Annotated in this window: 14 protein-coding genes and 1 tRNA gene; 6 read left to right on the forward strand and 9 right to left on the reverse strand. The window is 71.0% G+C overall.

Annotated features, from left to right (window positions below):
• The 4 genes from ACZ48Z_RS11005 to ACZ48Z_RS11020 are packed head-to-tail and all read right to left on the reverse strand — an operon-like array spanning position 1 to position 3,925.
• Positions 1-903, reverse strand: a complete 903-nt coding sequence (locus ACZ48Z_RS11005) for a sugar phosphate isomerase/epimerase family protein (RefSeq protein ID WP_468735509.1) — start codon at positions 901-903, stop codon at positions 1-3.
• Position 904: 1 nt separating this feature from the next.
• Positions 905-1,819, reverse strand: coding sequence for an ATP-binding cassette domain-containing protein (locus ACZ48Z_RS11010; protein ID WP_468735510.1), 915 nt, complete (start codon positions 1,817-1,819; stop codon positions 905-907).
• A gap of 7 nt (positions 1,820-1,826) precedes the next feature.
• Positions 1,827-2,906 (reverse strand): ABC transporter permease, encoded by a 1,080-nt coding sequence (locus ACZ48Z_RS11015; RefSeq protein WP_468735511.1) that lies wholly within the window; start codon positions 2,904-2,906, stop codon positions 1,827-1,829.
• Positions 2,906-3,925 (reverse strand): sugar ABC transporter substrate-binding protein, encoded by a 1,020-nt coding sequence (locus ACZ48Z_RS11020; RefSeq protein ID WP_468735512.1) that lies wholly within the window; start codon positions 3,923-3,925, stop codon positions 2,906-2,908. The genes ACZ48Z_RS11015 and ACZ48Z_RS11020 overlap by 1 nt, the downstream gene beginning before the upstream one ends.
• 292 nt (positions 3,926-4,217) lie before the next feature.
• Here ACZ48Z_RS11020 and iolC point away from each other — a divergent pair, with 292 nt between their 5' ends.
• The 3 genes from iolC to ACZ48Z_RS11035 all read left to right on the forward strand — a co-directional run bounded on the left by iolC (position 4,218) and on the right by ACZ48Z_RS11035 (position 7,997).
• Positions 4,218-5,195, forward strand: coding sequence for a 5-dehydro-2-deoxygluconokinase (iolC, locus tag ACZ48Z_RS11025; protein WP_468735513.1), 978 nt, complete (start codon positions 4,218-4,220; stop codon positions 5,193-5,195).
• A gap of 106 nt (positions 5,196-5,301) precedes the next feature.
• The gene (iolD, locus tag ACZ48Z_RS11030) at positions 5,302-7,176 is read left to right on the forward strand and encodes a 3D-(3,5/4)-trihydroxycyclohexane-1,2-dione acylhydrolase (decyclizing) (RefSeq protein WP_468735514.1); all 1,875 of its coding nucleotides are present in this window, start codon (positions 5,302-5,304) and stop codon (positions 7,174-7,176) included.
• 35 nt (positions 7,177-7,211) lie between these two features.
• Positions 7,212-7,997: a GntR family transcriptional regulator gene (locus tag ACZ48Z_RS11035; protein ID WP_468735515.1), complete on the forward strand. Its 786-nt coding sequence runs from the start codon at positions 7,212-7,214 to the stop codon at positions 7,995-7,997.
• Positions 7,998-8,009: 12 nt separating this feature from the next.
• On the opposite strand, the gene ACZ48Z_RS11040 is transcribed toward ACZ48Z_RS11035, so the two are convergent.
• Positions 8,010-8,993 carry an aldo/keto reductase gene (locus ACZ48Z_RS11040; RefSeq protein WP_468735516.1) on the reverse strand — a complete coding sequence of 328 codons (984 nt, stop codon included), beginning with the start codon at positions 8,991-8,993 and terminating at the stop codon, positions 8,010-8,012.
• Between the two features lie 85 nt (positions 8,994-9,078).
• Complete coding sequence (locus tag ACZ48Z_RS11045) at positions 9,079-9,741, reverse strand: NUDIX domain-containing protein (RefSeq protein ID WP_468735517.1); 663 nt, start codon at positions 9,739-9,741, stop codon at positions 9,079-9,081.
• Between the two features lie 133 nt (positions 9,742-9,874).
• Here ACZ48Z_RS11045 and ACZ48Z_RS11050 point away from each other — a divergent pair, with 133 nt between their 5' ends.
• Entirely contained in the window at positions 9,875-11,590 is a 1,716-nt protein-coding gene (locus ACZ48Z_RS11050) for an acyltransferase (RefSeq protein ID WP_468735518.1), read from the forward strand.
• Positions 11,591-11,718: 128 nt separating this feature from the next.
• Positions 11,719-13,269: a serine/threonine-protein kinase gene (locus ACZ48Z_RS11055; RefSeq protein ID WP_468735519.1), complete on the forward strand. Its 1,551-nt coding sequence runs from the start codon at positions 11,719-11,721 to the stop codon at positions 13,267-13,269.
• Between the two features lie 30 nt (positions 13,270-13,299).
• Here the strand turns inward: ACZ48Z_RS11055 and ACZ48Z_RS11060 are convergent, their stop codons facing one another.
• From ACZ48Z_RS11060 to ACZ48Z_RS11070, 3 genes are all read right to left on the reverse strand, one after another.
• Positions 13,300-14,640 carry a right-handed parallel beta-helix repeat-containing protein gene (locus ACZ48Z_RS11060; protein ID WP_468735520.1) on the reverse strand — a complete coding sequence of 447 codons (1,341 nt, stop codon included), beginning with the start codon at positions 14,638-14,640 and terminating at the stop codon, positions 13,300-13,302.
• 14 nt (positions 14,641-14,654) lie between these two features.
• Positions 14,655-15,701 (reverse strand): glycosyl hydrolase 53 family protein, encoded by a 1,047-nt coding sequence (locus ACZ48Z_RS11065; RefSeq protein WP_468735521.1) that lies wholly within the window; start codon positions 15,699-15,701, stop codon positions 14,655-14,657.
• Between the two features lie 187 nt (positions 15,702-15,888).
• Positions 15,889-15,962: transfer RNA gene (locus ACZ48Z_RS11070), tRNA-Pro, on the reverse strand.
• Between the two features lie 98 nt (positions 15,963-16,060).
• Between ACZ48Z_RS11070 and ACZ48Z_RS11075 the strand changes: the two genes are divergently transcribed.
• Positions 16,061-16,576 (forward strand): DUF309 domain-containing protein, encoded by a 516-nt coding sequence (locus tag ACZ48Z_RS11075; protein WP_468735522.1) that lies wholly within the window; start codon positions 16,061-16,063, stop codon positions 16,574-16,576.
• The last annotated feature ends 60 nt before the right edge of the window (positions 16,577-16,636 follow it).

Here is a 16,636-nt window from a genome sequence, read left to right on the forward strand (position 1 = left end):
TCAGGCGCCGCAGGACCTCAGGAACTTTCGGGTGCGCACCGCGATGGGGAGCGGCTTGTCCGGCTCGCAGGGGTACATGTCCTGCTCGACGATGGCGAACAGCTCCACGCCGAGCTGCTGTGCCGCGACCAGGACCGGCTCCAACTCGGGTACGCCGGAGGGCGGTTCGCACATCACTCCGCGCTGCACGGCCGGGCCGAAGGGGACCCCGTTCTTGACGACGTCCGCGAGGATCTCCGGGTCGACCTGCTTGAGGTGCAGATAGCCGATGCGTTCGCCGTAGGTCTCGATGAGCTTGACGCTGTCGCCGCCGCAGTAGGCGTAATGGCCCGTGTCCAGGCAGAGGTTGACGAGGTCGGAGTCCGTCGAGTCGAGGAAGTGCTCGACGTGGTCCTCGGTGTCGAGGTGGGTGTCGGCGTGCGGGTGGACGACGATGTCCAGGCCGTACGCCTCCTTCACCTCGTGGCCGAGCCGTTCCATGCCCTTGGTCAGGTGGGCCCACTGCTCGTGGGTCAGCTCCGCCGGCTCCAGGATCTCGGCGGTCTTGTCGTCGCGCCAGAAGGACGGGATGACGACGAGATGCTCCGCACCCATGGCCTGGGTGAGCGCCGCGACCTGGCTGACGTGCTCCCAGGTGGCCTCCCAGACCGAGGGGCCGCGGTGCAGACCGGTGAAGACGGTGCCCGCCGAGACCTTGAGGTCACGCCTGGCGATCTCGTCGGTGAGCCGGGCCGGGTCGGTCGGCAGATAGCCGTACGGACCCAGCTCGATCCAGGAGTAGCCCGCCTCGGCGACCTCGTCCAGGAAGCGTTCCCAGGGCACCTGCTGCGGGTCGTCCGGAAACCAGACGCCCCACGAGTCGGGGGCCGAACCGACACGGATGCGGTCGAGGGAGGCCGCCATGTCAGGACTTCCCCTCGCCGCCGGCCACGGGGACGGCGAGGTCCGCCGCCTCCGGGAGGGCCTCGGTGTCGACACCTCGGACCTGGGACAACTCGTGCTTGAGGGCAGCGAGTTCGGCGCCGCCCGCCATGTGGTTGGTGAGTTCTTCCAGGGTGATCTGCTCACGGGAGGCGGACAGTTCCATGGTGCCCAGGCGCAGCACGCTGAAGTGGTCGCCGACCATGTAGGCGTGGTGCGGGTTGTGGGTGATGAAGATGACCCCGAGGCCGCGGTCGCGGGCGGCGGCCACGTACTTGAGGACGACGCCGGACTGCTTGACACCGAGGGCCGCGGTGGGCTCGTCGAGGATGAGGACGCGGGCGCCGAAGTAGACGGCGCGGGCGATGGCCACGCACTGGCGCTGGCCCCCGGAGAGGGTGCCGATGGGCTGGTCCAGGTCGTCCAGGACGATGCCCATCTCCCGCAGTTCGTGGTCGGCGGTCTTCTTCATCGCCTCGATGTCGAGACGGCGCACGGGCCAGGGGCCCTTGGTCATCTCGGAGCCGAGGAAGAAGTTGCGCCACACCGGCATCAGCGGGACCACTGCGAGGTCCTGGTAGACGGTGGCGATGCCCTTGTCCAGCGCCTCACGCGGGGTGGAGAAGCGCACCGGGGTGTGGTCGACGAGGAACTCGCCCTCGGTGTGCTGGTGCAGTCCCGAGATGATCTTGATGAGGGTGGACTTGCCGGCGCCGTTGTCACCGAGCACGCAGGTGACCTGGCCGGGATGCACCTTCAGGCTGACCCCGTGCAGGGCACGGATGTTGCCGTAGGACTTGCCTGCGTTGCGCAGTTCGACGATCACCCCGTCGCCGGTGTCGGTGTCGGGGGTGTCGGCGAGGATGGCGCCGTGGGTGCCGGTTTCTTCAGTGGTCATAGCGGGGTTACCTCCGGGTCGCGGTGCGGCTGACCCACAGATTGATCAGGACGGCGCCCAGCAGCATCACGCCGAGGAAGGCCTTGAACCAGTCCGGGTTCCAGTTGGCGAAGACGATGCCCTGCTGGACCATGCCGAACATGAACGCCCCGAACACCGGGCCGATCGCGGAGCCGGCGCCGCCGGTCAGCAGACAGCCGCCGATCACGGCCGCGGAGATGTAGATCAGCTCCTGGCCGACGCCCTCGCCGGACTGCACGGTGTTGAAGGAGAACAGGTTGTGCATGCCGACGAACCAGGCGCCGAGGCCGACCAGCATGAACAGCGAGATCTTCGTGAACGTCACCGGTACACCCACCGCACGGGCGGAGTCCTTGTTGCCGCCGACCGCGAAGACCCAGTTGCCGTAGCGGGTGCGCAGCAGCACCCAGGTGGCGATCGCGGCGAACACCAGCCAGTACACGATCGTGATCTTGATCTGGACGCCGGCCACGTCGAAGGACGACGCGAAGACCTTCTTGGCCTGCCCGAAGCCGTCCATGTTGCTGATGTCGTCGGTGGCGACGTTGTCGGTGACGAGCTTGGTGACGGCGAGGTTGGCGCCCTGCAGGATGAGGAAGCTGCCGAGGGTGACCAGGAAGCTGGGCAGGCCGGTCTTGACCACCATCCAGCCGTTGAACAGGCCCACCGCCAGCGACACGATCAGGGCGGCGAGGACGCCCACCCACACGTTCATGGTGAGCTGGAAGGCGGTCATGCTGGCCGTCAGGGCCGAGGTGATGACCGCGACGCCGGACGACAGGTCGAACTCCCCGCCGATCATCAGCAGCGCGACCGGCAGGGCCATGATCCCGATCGTCGACGACTGGTACAGGATCGTCGCCATCGAGTGGCCCTCGCGGACCGGCGGCGCGGCGATCAGGAAGAACACCCACACCGCCATGGCGCCCAGGAAGACACCCACATCGGGGCGGGCCAACAGGCGCAGCGCCAGGGGCCGTTCAGCGGTCCGCCCGTCCTTCACCGTGCCCGGGCCGGGGGCCGGCGGTGAGCTCACCGCCGGCTCGGCGTGCTGGGTCATACCCATCACCTGGTGCCCTTCGCGGCGTACTTGGCCACCGCGTCGACGTTGGACTTGTCGACGAAGGCCGGGCCGGTCAGGACCGGCTGCTCGCCACCGCCCATGTAGTTGCCGTTGCTCTTGTAGAGCCACAGCGAGTCGATCGCCAGGTAGCCCTGGAGGTAGGGCTGCTGGTCGACGGCGAACGCGATGGTGCCCTTGCTGATGGCGCCCGTCAGGTCCTTGTTGAGGTCGAAGGTGGCGATCTTCGCCTTGCTGCTCGCGTCGGACGTCGCCTGCGCCGCGGTCAGCGCGATGGGCGCGCCGAGGGCGACGACGTAGTCGATGGACTTGTCCTGCGTGAGCTTGGCGGTGATCGTCGACTTCACCGACGGCATGTCGGCGCCGTTGACGTTCAGCGTCTGGAACTTGCCGGAGAAGGTCTTCTTCACACCGTCGCAGCGCTGGGTGAGGCCGATGTTGCCCTGCTCCTGGATGACACAGACGGCACTCTTGGCACCCTCCTCGTTCAGCCGCTTGCCGAGCGCCTCACCGGCCACGGTCTCGTCCTGGCCGAAGAACTCCATCAGGCCGAGCTTCTGCCAGTCGCTGACACCGGAGTTGAGGCCGACGACGGGTATGTTCGCCGCCTTCGCCTTGGCCACCACGTCCTTGAGGGCGTCCGGCTTGGCGAGGGTGATCGCGATGCCGTCGACCTTCTGGTCGATGGCGTTCTGCACCAGGTTGGCCTGGCCGCCCGCGCTCGGGTCGGCCGAGTAGACCAGCTTGACGTTGTCCTTGGCGGCGGCGGCCTCGGCGCCCTTGCGGACGATGTCCCAGAAGGTGTCGCCGGGCGACTGGTGGGTCACGAGCGCGATCGTCATCCGGGGCGTGGTGGCCTTGCCCGCGGAGGCGCCGTCCGAGCTCTCCTCGGACTTCTTGCCGCCGGAGCTGCTTGAGCAGCCTGCGAGCGTCAGTGCCGCGGCCGCGGCCAGGGCTACGGCGGGAGCGAATCTCCGCGAGCGGGAGAGAGAAGAGCGGTCCATCTTTCCTTGCACCTCACTGTGCGACGGGGGAGAACGTCGGGAAAGGGGGTGGGATCCAGGGCCCGGGACCGGGGGTTCCGGGTCGGGGGCCGCGACATCACGCAACTGCGTTGGGACGGAATCCAATCCCCGAGCGCGTCCGCTGTCAATACTTTGTTAAGACATCATTTCACGAGCAGGTCCGAATGTAAGTACAAACTATTGACAGTGTTGCCCTCCGAGTCCTACACCTGGGGTTGCAGCAGGCCCTTCGGGCCCGCACGTCCCCAGGTCGGATCGAGGAGCGTCGCGCATGACCGAACCGGTTCAGCAGTTCGACGTGATCAGTATGGGCCGAATCGGAGTTGATCTCTACCCGCTGCAGGCGGGGGTGCCACTGGCCCAGGTCAGGTCCTTCGGGAAGTTCCTCGGGGGTTCGGCCGCCAATGTCGCGGTCGCCGCAGCCCGCCTCGGCCGCTCCGCCGCGGTCATCACCCGTACCGGTGACGACCCTTTCGGCACCTATCTCCACCAGACCCTCACCGAGCTCGGCGTCGACGACCGCTGGGTGACGCCGGTGGACTCCGCTCCGACGCCGGTCGCCTTCTGCGAGCTCTTCCCCCCTGACGATTTCCCGGTGTACTTCTACCGCCGCCCCAAGGCCCCCGACCTGGAGATACACACCGACGAGCTCGACTACTTCGCCATCCGCGCGGCCCGGATCTTCTGGATCACGGGCACCGGTCTGAGCGAGGAGCCGAGCCGGTCGGCGACGCTGGCCGCCCTCAAGTGCCGCGACAGGACGGGGACCACGGTCTTCGACCTCGACTGGCGTCCGGCGCTGTGGAACGGCACGGCCCGGCACGAGCCGGAGGAGGCCCGGCCCTACTACGCCGAGGCCCTGCGGCACGCGACCGTCGCGGTCGGCAACCTCGACGAGTGCGAGATCGCCACCGGGGTCCGCGAGCCCCGGGCCTGCGCCGAGGCACTGCTGGCCGCGGGCGTGGAACTGGCCGTCGTCAAGCAGGGCCCCAAGGGCGTCCTCGCCGCGCACCGCGACGGCACCACGGCCGAGATCCCCCCGGTCCCGGTCGAGGTGGTCAACGGTCTCGGCGCGGGCGACGCGTTCGGCGGCGCGCTGTGCCACGGCCTGCTGTCCGGCTGGGAACTGGAGCGGACCGTCCGGTACGCCAACGCGGCCGGCGCACACGTCGCCGCCCGCCTCGCCTGCTCGTCCGCGATGCCGACACCGGCGGAGGTCGAGCACCTCCTCGACGGCGTCCCGTCGTGACCCGCCGGGCGGCGGACCCGTTCGACAGACACCCGGACAGCAGTCCGTGGCACGACCCGCCCCACCTCCCCCACCTCCCCCTCGACACGGCACCGGAGAAGTCCTGATGAGCACCACCACCCGCCTGACCGTCGCCCAAGCCCTGGTGCGGTTCCTCGCCGTCCAGTACACGGAACGGGACGGCGTACGGCACCGGCTGATCGCCGGGACCTGGGGAATCTTCGGCCACGGCAACGTGGCGGGTATCGGCCAGGCCCTCCTGGAGGCGGGCGAGGACGCGATGCCGTTCCACCAGGGCCGCAACGAGCAGGCGATGGTGCACGCGGCCGTGGGCCACGCCCGCCAGCTGAACCGGCTGTCCGCCCAGGCGGTCACGACGTCGATCGGCCCCGGCGCCACCAACCTGGTGACCGGCGCGGCCCTGGCGACGATCAACCGGTTGCCCGTACTACTCCTTCCGGGTGATTACTTCGCCACCCGGGCCGCCGACCCGCTCCTCCAGCAGCTGGAGCACCCGACGGAGGCCGACGTCTCCGTGAACGACACCCTGCGCCCGGTCTCCCGCTGGTTCGACCGCGTCCACCGCCCCGAGGCGCTGATCCCCTCCGCCCTCCAGGCCATGCGGGTCCTCGCCGACCCGGTCGAGACCGGCGCGGTCACTCTCGCCCTCCCCCAGGACGTGCAGGCGCAGGCGTACGACTGGCCCGAGGAGTTCTTCGCCGAGCGGGTGTGGCGGGTACGGCGCCCCGCGCCCGACCCGGTGGAGCTGGCCGAGGCGGTACGCGCGATCCGGGCCGCCGACCGCCCCCTGATCGTCGCGGGCGGCGGAGTCCACCACAGCGAGGCCGAGGAGGCACTGAAGGCCCTGGTCGACGCCACCGGCATCCCGGTCGCCTCCACCCAGGCCGGCAAGGGCTCCCTGCGCCACGACCACCCCGCCGACCTGGGGGGCATCGGCCACACCGGCACCGCGGTCGCCGACGACCTCGCCCGCACCGCGGACCTGGTCGTCGGCGTGGGTACGCGCTACTCCGACTTCACCACGGCCTCCGGCACCCTCTTCCAGAACCCGGACGTCCGCTTCCTCAACCTCAACATCACCGCCTTCGACGCCCACAAGCTGGCCGCGAGGACGCTCGTGTGCGACGCGCGGGCAGGTCTGGAAGCGCTGGCGTCGGCGCTCGAAGGCCATCGCGTGGACACGGCCTACGAGGCCGAGTACGGCACCGGCAAGGAGCGCTGGGAGCAGGTGGTGACGCGGGCCTTCCACGCCGAGGACGACAACGCCGTCCCCACCCAGACCCAGCTGCTGGGCGCGCTGGACGCGGTCGTGGGCGACGAGGACGTGGTGATCAACGCGGCGGGCTCGCTCCCCGGCGACCTGCACAAGCTGTGGCGGGCCCGCAGCCCCCGCCAGTACCACCTGGAGTACGGCTACTCCTGCATGGGCTACGAGATCCCGGCGGCGATCGGCGTCCAGCAGGCGACCCCGGACACCCCGGTATGGGCGCTGGTCGGCGACGGCACCTATCTGATGATGCCGACGGAACTCGTCACCGCGGTCCAGGAAGGCCTGCCGATCAACCTGGTCCTCATCCAGAACCACGGGTACGCCTCCATCGGCGGCCTTTCGGAGTCGGTGGGCGGCGAGCGCTTCGGCACGGCGTACCGCTACCGGTCCGCCGACGGCACCTTCGGCGGCGCCCCGCTGCCGGTCGACCTGGCGGCCAACGCGGCGAGCCTCGGCATGGACGTACTGCGCGCCAAGACCGTGCGGGAGCTGCGCGAGGCCCTGGCCACGGCCCGCGCCTCGGATCGCCCGACGTGCGTCTACGTCGAGACGGACACCGCGACTCCGACCGCTCCCCCAGCGGAGGCCTGGTGGGACGTACCGGTGGCGCAGACGGCCTCACGCGAGGCCGCCGTCAGGGCCCGTACGGAGTACGACCGTCAGACCGCCGCCCGCCGCACCCACCTGTGATGGCCCGCCCCCGACCCCTTGAGGGAGGTACCCCCATGGCGAAGCTCCGCGACACCTCACGTGCCGCGACGGTCCCCGCGCTCGACGCCCTGGACTTCGCCCTGGACCGGGGCAGTCCGGTGCCGCTGTACTACCAGCTCGCCCGGCAGCTGGAGGAGGCGATCGAGCACGGGGCACTCGCCCCGGGGAACCTCCTGGGCAACGAGATCGACCTCTCGGTCCGCCTCGGCCTGTCCCGCCCGACCGTCCGCCAGGCCATCCAGACCCTGGTCGACAAGGGCCTGCTGGTCCGCCGGCGCGGCGTGGGCACCCAGGTGGTGCACAGCCAGGTCAAGCGCCCCCTGGAACTCAGCAGCCTCTACGACGACCTGGAGGCGGCGGGACAGGGTCCGGCGACGCGGGTCGTCCGCAACGAGACCGTGCCGGCCTCCGCCGAGGTGGCGGCCGCGCTGTCCGTCCCGGAGAACAGCGAGGTCACCCTGCTGGAGCGGCTGCGGCTGGCGCACGGCGAGCCCGTGGCCCTGCTGTGCAACCACCTCCCCACGACCCTTCTCCACCTCGACGACGACCGTCTGGAGTCCACCGGTCTCTACCGCATGCTGCGCACCGCCGGCATCGCCCTGCACAGCGCCCGCCAGACCATCGGCGCCCGTTCCGCCACCCCGGAGGAGGCCGCCCGCCTCGACGAACAGGCGGGCGCCGCGGTCCTGACCATGCAGCGCACCGCCTACGACGACACGGGCCGCCCGGTCGAGTACGGCACCCACATCTACCGGGCCTCGCGGTACGCGTTCGACTTCCAGCTGCTGGTCAGGCCCTGAGGGGCGGCGGGTTCAGCGGGCCGCGTCCAGCCGGTCCCGCTGCTCCCGTGTCAGTTCCAGGTCGACGGCGGCCAGGTTCTCGTCCAGCTGGGCCACGGACGACATGCCGACGAGGGGGACGATCGGGAGGCCGGCGCCGATCTGCCAGGACAGCACGACCTGGTTGACGGTCGCGCCGGTCTCCTTCGCGACCTCGCCGAGGGTCTTCAGACGGGCCGGGGTGCCCGGGTGGTCGAAGTCCGGGGGCAGCCGGTCCTGGTGGGTGTAGGCGCCCTTCAGCAGCGGCGAGTACGCGACGAGGGTCAGGCCGGGCTCGGCCCGCAGATAGCTCAGCAGCTCCGCGCCCGCGTGGCCGAGGCTCCCGTCGGGGAACAGCGCGTCGGGGATGTCGGTGCGGGGCCGCAGATGGCTGTGCGCGTACTGGAGGACCTCATAGCCGGGGAGCCCGGCCGCGGCGGCGAGCGCACGGGCCCGTTCGACCCGCCAGATCGCGTGGTTGCTCGCGCCCAGCAGGCCCACGGTGCCCTCGGCCACCAGCTCGGCGAATCCCTCGACCGTTTCCCGCAGCGGGACTTCGTGGTCCTCGATGTGCGCGTAGAGCAGGTCCAGTTTGGCCACGCCCAGGCGTTCGCGGCTGCGTTCCGCGGCCTCGCGGATCACCTTCGCCGACAGTCCCTCCGCGTTGTCGACGTAGCTCGTGCCGGGGGCCAGGGGGCGGGCTCCCAGCTTCGTGGCGATGACGATCTCGTCGCCGATGCCGCGGCTGCGCCGCCACCGGCCGAGCAGTTCCTCGCTCTGGCCGCCCTGGCCGCCGTCCTCCCAGAAGGCGTAGTTGTCGGACGTGTCGATGAAGGTGCCGCCGGCCTCGACATAGCGGTCGAGGACGGCGTAGGCGGTCTTCTCGTCGGTCCGTGAGCCGAACAGCATCGCGCCGAGGGCGAGGACGCTGACCTCGCGGCGGGTCGCCGGATCGGTCCCGATGGTGCGGTACTTCATGATGATTCCTCCCGTGTGCACCCGTCTTCGGGCACACCCGGGAGTCTTCATCTTGAAGCGCACTCCAAGTCAAGGCCCCGCGCGCTCACTTGGCGAACGGGCCGTCCAGCGCGGCCCATTGGAGCAGCATGATGGTCTTGGCGTCGGTGATCTCCCCGGCGCGGATCATCTCCAGGGCCCTGCGGAAGGGCAGTTCGAGGATCTCGATGTCCTCGCCCTCCTCGTCGAGGCCGCCGCCCTCGTGGGTGCGGGTGGAGGGGGCGTACTCGGCGGCGTAGAAGCTGACGCGTTCGGTGACCGAGCCGGGGCTCATGTAGACGTCGAAGACGTGCCGGACCTCGCCGATGGTGTGCCCGGTCTCCTCGACCACCTCACGCCGCACGGCGATCTCGGGGTGCTCGTCATCGTCGTCGAGCAGGCCGCCCGGGGTCTCGATCAACAGTCCGTCGGGGTGCCCGTTGACATACACCGGGAAGCGGAACTGGCGGGTGAGCAGCACCGTCTCGCGGTCCGTGTCGTACAGCAGCATGGTGGCGCCGTTGCCGCGGTCGTGGGTCTCGCGCTGCTGGGTGCTCCAGGTGCCGTCGGCGCGCTGGAGGTCGAAGGTCGTGGCCCGCTCGACGTACCAGTGGCTGGACAGCAGTTTCACGTCCCGGACCTTGACGCGCGGGTTGCCCGTCAGGTCCAGGCCGGTGCGGTCGAGTCCGGTGCGGCCGCGGCTGTCGGGGGTGTCGACGCCCTCGGTCATCGGGCACCGGCCGGGCGGAGGGAGAAGCGGGAGTGGTGCGAGTTGGTCATGCCCGCTTCTACCATTTCGGGGCCGGCCGCGTCGCGTGCGCTACCTCTTCCGCTGCCTGTACGGCACTGCTTAGCGTGCGGGTATGGATCATCGCCGGCAGCAGTCCGCACGCCACTTCGACCACTGCCCCTGGCTCTTCGCCGAGGAGGCCACCGAGGAGCAGCGCGTCGCGCAACGGGAGGTGCAGCAGAACATCGGCGGCGACACCGAGATCGGGGAGCGGTGCTACGTCGCCGGGTCCGCGGCGGTGTTCCCGGACCGGCTGCGGCTCGGCGGCGACTCCTACATCGCCGCGCACGCCTATGTCACCGGGGAGGTGAGCACGGGTTCGGACTGCACGCTCAACCCGTTCACCACGGTGCGCGGGACCGTCGAACTGGGCGACGGGGTACGTGTCGGCGCCCACACCTCGCTGCTCGGCTTCAACCACACCATGGCGCCCGACCGGCCCGTTCACCGGCAGCCGCTCACCAGTCGGGGCATCCGGGTCGGCGACGACGTGTGGATCGGCTCGCACGTGGTCGTGGTGGACGGCGTCAGCATCGGTGATCACTGCGTGGTCGGGGCGGGTGCCGTGGTCACGCGGGACCTGCCGGCGTGGTCGGTGGCGGCGGGGAATCCGGCGCGGGTGCTGCGGGACCGACGGGAGGCGGGGACGGCGGTCACCGGCGGCGCAGCGGGCAGGGAGGGCCGCCGTACGTCCGCGGTCCGCCCGGTGACCGGCTCCGGCACCGGCGCCCTGGCCGCCTTCGCCGACGCCGCCCGTGCCCAGGCCGCGGAGCTTCTCGACCGTTGCCGGGACGGCGAGCGGTACGTCGACCGGCCTGGTGCCGCCCCCACCGTGCGGGCGCACTGCGACGCCGTGGAGATCGCCGACCTGCTGCTGGGGTCCGTGCCGGAGCAGTTGTCCGCGGACGAGCACGTCGAGCGGCTGAGCGGGCTCCAGGATCCGAAGAGCGGTCTCGTGCCGGAGTTCGGCGAGCCGTCGCCCGTCGTGGACGGGGACGGGTTCATCGGTGCGGGACCGGCGCTCTATCACGTGCTGTGCGTCGGCTACGCCCTCGACCTGCTGGGCGCCGGGTTCCCTCATCCGGTGTCCGGCGTACGGGACATGACGGCCAGTCAACTCGTCGCGCGGCTGAATGCGTTGCCGTGGGAGACGGGTGCGTGGGGCGCCGGGGCGTGGGTCGACTCCTGGGCCACGGCGGCCCACGGGAACCTGCGGCAGGGGCACGGCGGCGACGCGACGCTGGAAGCACTGTTCGGCTGGCTGCTGACCCGGGCCGACCCGTGGACCGGGATGTGGGGCAGTCCCTCGGCCGGGGCCGGCAGGCTTCAGGTGGTCAACGGCTACTACCGGCTGACGCGGGGATCGTTCGCCCAGTTCGGGCTTCCGGTGCCGTATCCGGAGCGGGTCGTGGACGCGGTACTGGACCATGCGCGGGACGCGCGGCACTTCGGTCCCGGACGGGAGAACGCCTGCAACGTGCTCGACGTCGCCCATCCCCTGTGGCTGAGCACGCGGCAGCTCGGCCGGGGCGCCGACGGCTACCGCTCGGGCGAGATCCGTGACTGGGCCGAGCGGCAGCTGGCCGTGGCCCTGCCGCGCTGGCAGGACGGCCGGGGCTTCGGCTTCGGCCCGGGCACCGCCGGTCCGGGACCCGAGCCCGGACTCCAGGGCACGGAGATGTGGCTGGCCATCGTCTGGTACCTCGCCGACCTGCTGGGCCGTGCCGACGAACTCGGTTACCGCCCGCGCGGCATCCACCGCCCCGAACCGGTCCCGCGCGACACCTGACCCCGCGCTCCCGTCAGTCTCGCGCGGGTCGGGGAGTTCGCACCGCTGTCGGAGCCCTGGGCTAGAGTCGCGCCGTCCCCGAGCGGATGTTCTGCCGCGGGTGGTCTGCGCTGGGGGCTGACGGCACGATGCGGTTCGACGACGTGGAACTGTCGGGGTACACGATCCAGGAAGCCCTGGGCCGGGGCGGTTTCGCCACCGTGTACCGGGCGCGGCAGCTCGCCGTGGGCCGGGAGGTGGCACTCAAGGTCGACAGCAGGATGCTGACCTCGCCCCGGGACCGGCAGCGTTTCCTGCGGGAGGTCACCGCGGCCGGGCAGCTGTCCGGCCATCCGCACGTGGTCCCGGTGTACGACGCCGGGGTGCTCGCCGACAACCGCCCTTACATGGTGCTGGAGTTGTGCCCGGGCGGCTCCCTGGGCGACCGTCTGCACCGGCACGGCCCGCTGCCCCTCAAGGAGGCACGGGACGTCGGCGTGGGCATAGCCGACGCGGTCGCCGCGGCCCATGCCGCCGGTGTGCTGCACCGTGACATCAAGCCCGGCAACATCCTGGTCAACCGGTACGGCGGTGTCGCCCTGGCCGACTTCGGGCTCGCGGCCATGCCCCGGCCCGACCGCGAACTGTCGGTCACCCGGGAGGCGCTCACCCCCGCCTACGCGCCGCCCGAGGCGTTCCACCTGGCCGAACCCTCACCGGCCGGCGACGTCTACTCCCTCGCCGCCACGGTCTACGCCCTCCTGCTGGGCCGCCCGCCCTACCACCCCCAGGACGGCAGCCAACTCGGCCTCGCCGAACTGATCGTGCGGCACACCTGGCCCTACCCCGACCTGCCCGGGGTACCACAGCCCCTGAACGAGGTGCTGCGGCACGCCCTGGCGGCGGATCCGGCGCGGCGCATGCAGGACGCCGCGGTGCTGCGTGACGCCCTGGCCGCGGTGGACCTGGACGGCGGCCCGACCGTGAACACGGTCCCCGCGCACCGGGACGCGCCCTCGTCGCCGTATCCGCCGGCCCCTCACGACACCGTGCCGCCGGTGCCGCCCGGGGCGCCGACCGTGGGCGAGACGAAGGGGCGGCGGCCGTGGCTGGTCGCCGGGCTCGCCGCGGTGGCGGTCTCGGTGACCGTGTCCGTCTCGGTGGTCGTGAACGAGTACCAGCAGGCGGACACCTCACCCTCGGCGACCGCGTCCCCGTCCGGCGGCTCCGGCCGGGCCGCCTCCGGCGAGAAGGCCGCCTTCGGCGGTGTGGCGACGACCACGGAGAACTGCCCCGCCGCCGGGGTCGGGGGCGTCGGCGGGCGGTGTGTCCTCACTCCCGAGTGCTGGAGCGGTATCACCGACATCTCGGGCAGCGTGACCGTCAGCGCCGCGGACTGCCACACCAGCCATGTGTGGGAGACGTTCGCCGTCGCCCCGCTGCCCGCGGACGGCATGACGAACAACGCACGGGACCTGATCAGGCATCCCGACGTGAAGGCGCTGTGCTCGCGGCAGGTCAGGGAGCGTTCCATGAACGCCGCCGGCGCGAAGGCCGCCGCCGAATGGAACGTGGACATCATTCCGCCGTCCGCCACCCAGTGGTCCGAGGGTCTGCGGGTCTTCCGGTGCGTCGCGGCGGCGGTCACGGAGGACGGTGAGGTGACCGGCAGCCACTTCGGCACCGGCGGACAGCCCTGACCCGACCGCCGCACGCGGCGGGCACTCACCTCACGAGACCTCGAAGGCACCGAGATCCGGCGCCTGTCCCCGGTACGGCAGCCCGACACCGACGCCCTTGTCGATCAGGGTGCTGTTCGCCGCGGGGCGCAGGGCGGGCGGCACGGGCAGGCTGCCGTCGGCCTGGCGGGCCGTGTCCCAGCCGGATGTCGACACGCTCTGGAACTGCGCGTCGGACAGTGCGACGCCCAGGTTCCAGGAGTTGTTCGCGGCGCTCGTGCCGGTCATGTTCGACGTCAACGTGCCGGTGTAGGCGAGGTTGTTGCGCAGGGTGCCCCGGCCGACGGCGGCGCCGGCTGAGTCGATCCCCAGCATGTTGAAGTCGGGGTGATTGCCGTAACCCGTGTTGTTGAAGTAGTCGTTGGCGACCGGATGGTGGTTGGCGTAGAAGCCCGATGCCCTGTTGAGGAAGGCCACCGACGTGCGGACGGTGTGCTTGACGGCGCCGGCGTCGTAGACGCCCCCGTAGCCGCCCGCCTTGAAGCCGGTTCCGTTGCCGGCCGCCGTGGTCGTTCCCGGCTTGTACCCGTTGCGCCACGCCCAGGAGTTCTCGATGGTCACGGACGAGTAGGCGCTGATGAGGTCGAAGCCGTCGTCGGCGTTCCACCACGCACGGCAGCCCCGGAACACGTTGCCGGGATTGCCCGCCGAGATGTGCGCGCCGAACCCGTCGGCGTTCTCCCCTGCCCCGTTGGAGGAGTTGGTGTCGTAGTTGTCGTGCGCGTCGGAGTCGAGGACGAGGTTGCCGCCGCCGTTCTGGATGAACAGACCGGGGCCCATGTGGTGGTGGGTGTCGATCTGCTCGAAGGTGTTGTTGCTGCCCGAGATCCAGATGCCCCAGGACTCGTGGTTGAGGTTGTTGTTCTGGCGGACCCCGGTGACCTCAAGGCCCTTGAGGTGGATCCAGCTGCCGGTGACGTCGAAGCCCTTGATCCGGCAGTCGTCCGTCATGCCGGAGAAGTCGAAGACGGGCTTCTCCCCCGGGTAGGCCCAGTAGCGGATCGGGCTTCCCGAACTGCCGCTCCTGTTCAGGGTGATGGCGTCCACCCTGGCCGTCCGGCTCGTGCAGGTGCTGTTCGCGCGGGCGTAGCGGTAGGTGCCGCCCCGCAGGTACACCGTGTCACCGGGCTGGACGGCGGCCTGCGCGTGGGCGATCGTCGCCCAGGGAGCGGACTGTGTTCCGGCGGCGCTGTCGTTGCCGCCGGGGGCGACGTAGTAGGCGGTCGCGGCCGCCGCGTCGCTCACCGCCGCCGAACCTTCGGGGATCGCGAGGGGGCTCAGGGCGACCGCCGTGATCAGCAGGGCCCGCCCCACGAGCTGGACAGAACTCATCGTTGCCTCCGTGTTCATGCGCCGAGGAATCCGTCCATGGCCGCCGTGGGCCGGTGGGTGCCCTCGTCCCAGGCCGAGCTGTTGTAGTTGTTGAAGGAGGGGTAGCCCTCGGGCTCCCAGAAGAAGGTGCCGAGGCCGCCGAAGCCCTGGAGCCCGGTGATGAACGCCCGCAGCGAGTCGCGCACCTGGGCCGGCTTGCCGACCGGGCCGCCGTACTCGACCTGCATGACGGGCCTGCCGTAACTCGACTGGATGGTCTTCATGTTGGCCAGCACGACGGGCACGTTGCCGCCCTGCGCGTAGGAGGACAGGCCGGTGATGTCCCACTTCCCGCCGTTGGCCGCGTACGCGTCGAGGAAGGTCCGGACGCCGGTGAGGTTCTGCGGCTGCGCCAGGTGCACCAGCACCGGGGTGTTGGGGAAGACGCTCTTGGACATGTCGTACGCGGCGTTCAGCAGGCCCGTCATCTGTGCGGGGCGGCTGACACTGCCGACCGGCTTGCAGATACCGGAGTTGGTCTCGTTGCCGATCTTCACCCAGGCCGGGGTCACGCCGTAGTACTTGATGACGTTGCACGCGTGGTGGACGTAGTCGTACATGGCGTCGAGCATCTGGCCGTAGGTCATGTTCGCCCACGCCGCCGGCGGGTTCTGCACGCCGACCGAGTTCCAGGTGTCGCCGAAGTGGAAGCCGACGAGGACCTGCATCCCGGCGTCCTTGGCCCGCTTCGCGAGCTGCGCGGTCTCCTCGATGGAGCAGTGTCCGTCGGCCGGGTCGCTGGAGGGGTTGACCCAGGTCCGCAGGCTGATCGCGCCGATGCCGTAGCCCTTGAGGACGGTGAACGGGTCCTGCCGCACTCCGGCGGCGTTGTTCCAGTAGTAGCCCTGCGCCTCCATCTGCGGCAGCCAGCTGACGTCGGCGCCCCTGACGAAGGAGGCGGCCTGCGCCGGGGTCGCCAGGGGGCCGGCGCCCAGGGCGAGCGCGCCCGCGCCGGCCGCCGCGCCGAGCAGCACGCTGCGCCGCCGTAATCCGGTGGGTTCGTTTCGTTCGGTGTCGGTCATGGGGGGATCCTCAGGTCGTCCGTCATCCGAAGGTTCGCCCGTAGGTCGCCGTCGGCTCCAGCGAGGTTGCCGCCGAGTCCGAAACCTCCGGCGGTGATCACCGATCCCCGGTGCGGACGACCCCATGAGCACCGGACACACGAAAAGGGCCCCCGCAGGCTCTCGCCTGCGAAGACCCTTCGCACCGTCGGGACGACAGGATTTGAACCTGCGACCCCTTGACCCCCAGTCAAGTGCGCTACCAAGCTGCGCCACGTCCCGGTGCGCTGCCCCGGGACGTACCGGGGACACGCGTACGGAACTTTACCCCACGTCGGGGGCCGGGCCGACGCGGGCACCGGGCGCGCGACAATCGACGTATGGCCAGTACATCCTCAGGACGACAGGCGGACGCGCGGGACCGGGACGGCGAGGGGCGGGCGCGCAACGCCCGGCCGCGGGACGGGCTCGGGCGGCCCCTGCCGTACGGCGCCGACGGTGTCGCCCGACAGCCGGAGGGCGTGGTGCGCAGCCCGCTGGAGACCGTGGCCGAGGCCCAGGAGCTGCTGGACGCCGGGCGCCCCTTCCATGCGCACGAGGTCTTCGAGGACGCCTGGAAGTCGGGCCCGGACGAGGAGCGCGCCCTGTGGCGAGGCCTGGCCCAGCTCGCCGTGGGGCTGACCCACGCGGCCCGCGGGAACGTCACCGGCGGTGCGCGGCTGCTGCGGCGGGGCGCCGGGGCGCTGGATGAGTGGACGTCGCAGACCGGGCAGGCGCGGCCGCACGGGATGGACCTGGCCGGGCTGACCGACTGGGCCCGGCGACTCGCGCGATCCGTGGAGGACACCGCCACGGGCATCGACGCGACGGCACGGGCACCGCGGCTGCGGGGCTAGGGCCCTTCTGATGGATCTCCGTGGGAGAAGGAGCGGCGTTCGGTGCGTGCGCTCGGCGTG

Source organism: Streptomyces sp. NPDC031225, from assembly GCF_055570355.1.

Excerpts from the sequence above, each read along its gene's own strand:
- ACZ48Z_RS11020 (WP_468735512.1), bottom strand. The coding sequence starts at position 3,925 with ATGGACCGCTCTTCTCTCTCCCGCTCGCGGAGATTCGCTCCCGCCGTA.
- ACZ48Z_RS11050 (WP_468735518.1), top strand. The coding sequence starts at position 9,875 with ATGGATCATCGCCGGCAGCAGTCCGCACGCCACTTCGACCACTGCCCC.
- ACZ48Z_RS11040 (WP_468735516.1), bottom strand. The coding sequence starts at position 8,993 with ATGAAGTACCGCACCATCGGGACCGATCCGGCGACCCGCCGCGAGGTC.
- ACZ48Z_RS11065 (WP_468735521.1), bottom strand. The coding sequence starts at position 15,701 with ATGACCGACACCGAACGAAACGAACCCACCGGATTACGGCGGCGCAGC.
- ACZ48Z_RS11060 (WP_468735520.1), bottom strand. The coding sequence starts at position 14,640 with ATGAGTTCTGTCCAGCTCGTGGGGCGGGCCCTGCTGATCACGGCGGTC.
- ACZ48Z_RS11055 (WP_468735519.1), top strand. The coding sequence starts at position 11,719 with ATGCGGTTCGACGACGTGGAACTGTCGGGGTACACGATCCAGGAAGCC.
- ACZ48Z_RS11035 (WP_468735515.1), top strand. The coding sequence starts at position 7,212 with ATGGCGAAGCTCCGCGACACCTCACGTGCCGCGACGGTCCCCGCGCTC.
- ACZ48Z_RS11015 (WP_468735511.1), bottom strand. The coding sequence starts at position 2,906 with ATGGGTATGACCCAGCACGCCGAGCCGGCGGTGAGCTCACCGCCGGCC.
- ACZ48Z_RS11010 (WP_468735510.1), bottom strand. The coding sequence starts at position 1,819 with ATGACCACTGAAGAAACCGGCACCCACGGCGCCATCCTCGCCGACACC.
- ACZ48Z_RS11075 (WP_468735522.1), top strand. The coding sequence starts at position 16,061 with ATGGCCAGTACATCCTCAGGACGACAGGCGGACGCGCGGGACCGGGAC.
- iolD (WP_468735514.1), top strand. The coding sequence starts at position 5,302 with ATGAGCACCACCACCCGCCTGACCGTCGCCCAAGCCCTGGTGCGGTTC.
- iolC (WP_468735513.1), top strand. The coding sequence starts at position 4,218 with ATGACCGAACCGGTTCAGCAGTTCGACGTGATCAGTATGGGCCGAATC.
- ACZ48Z_RS11005 (WP_468735509.1), bottom strand. The coding sequence starts at position 903 with ATGGCGGCCTCCCTCGACCGCATCCGTGTCGGTTCGGCCCCCGACTCG.
- ACZ48Z_RS11045 (WP_468735517.1), bottom strand. The coding sequence starts at position 9,741 with ATGACCGAGGGCGTCGACACCCCCGACAGCCGCGGCCGCACCGGACTC.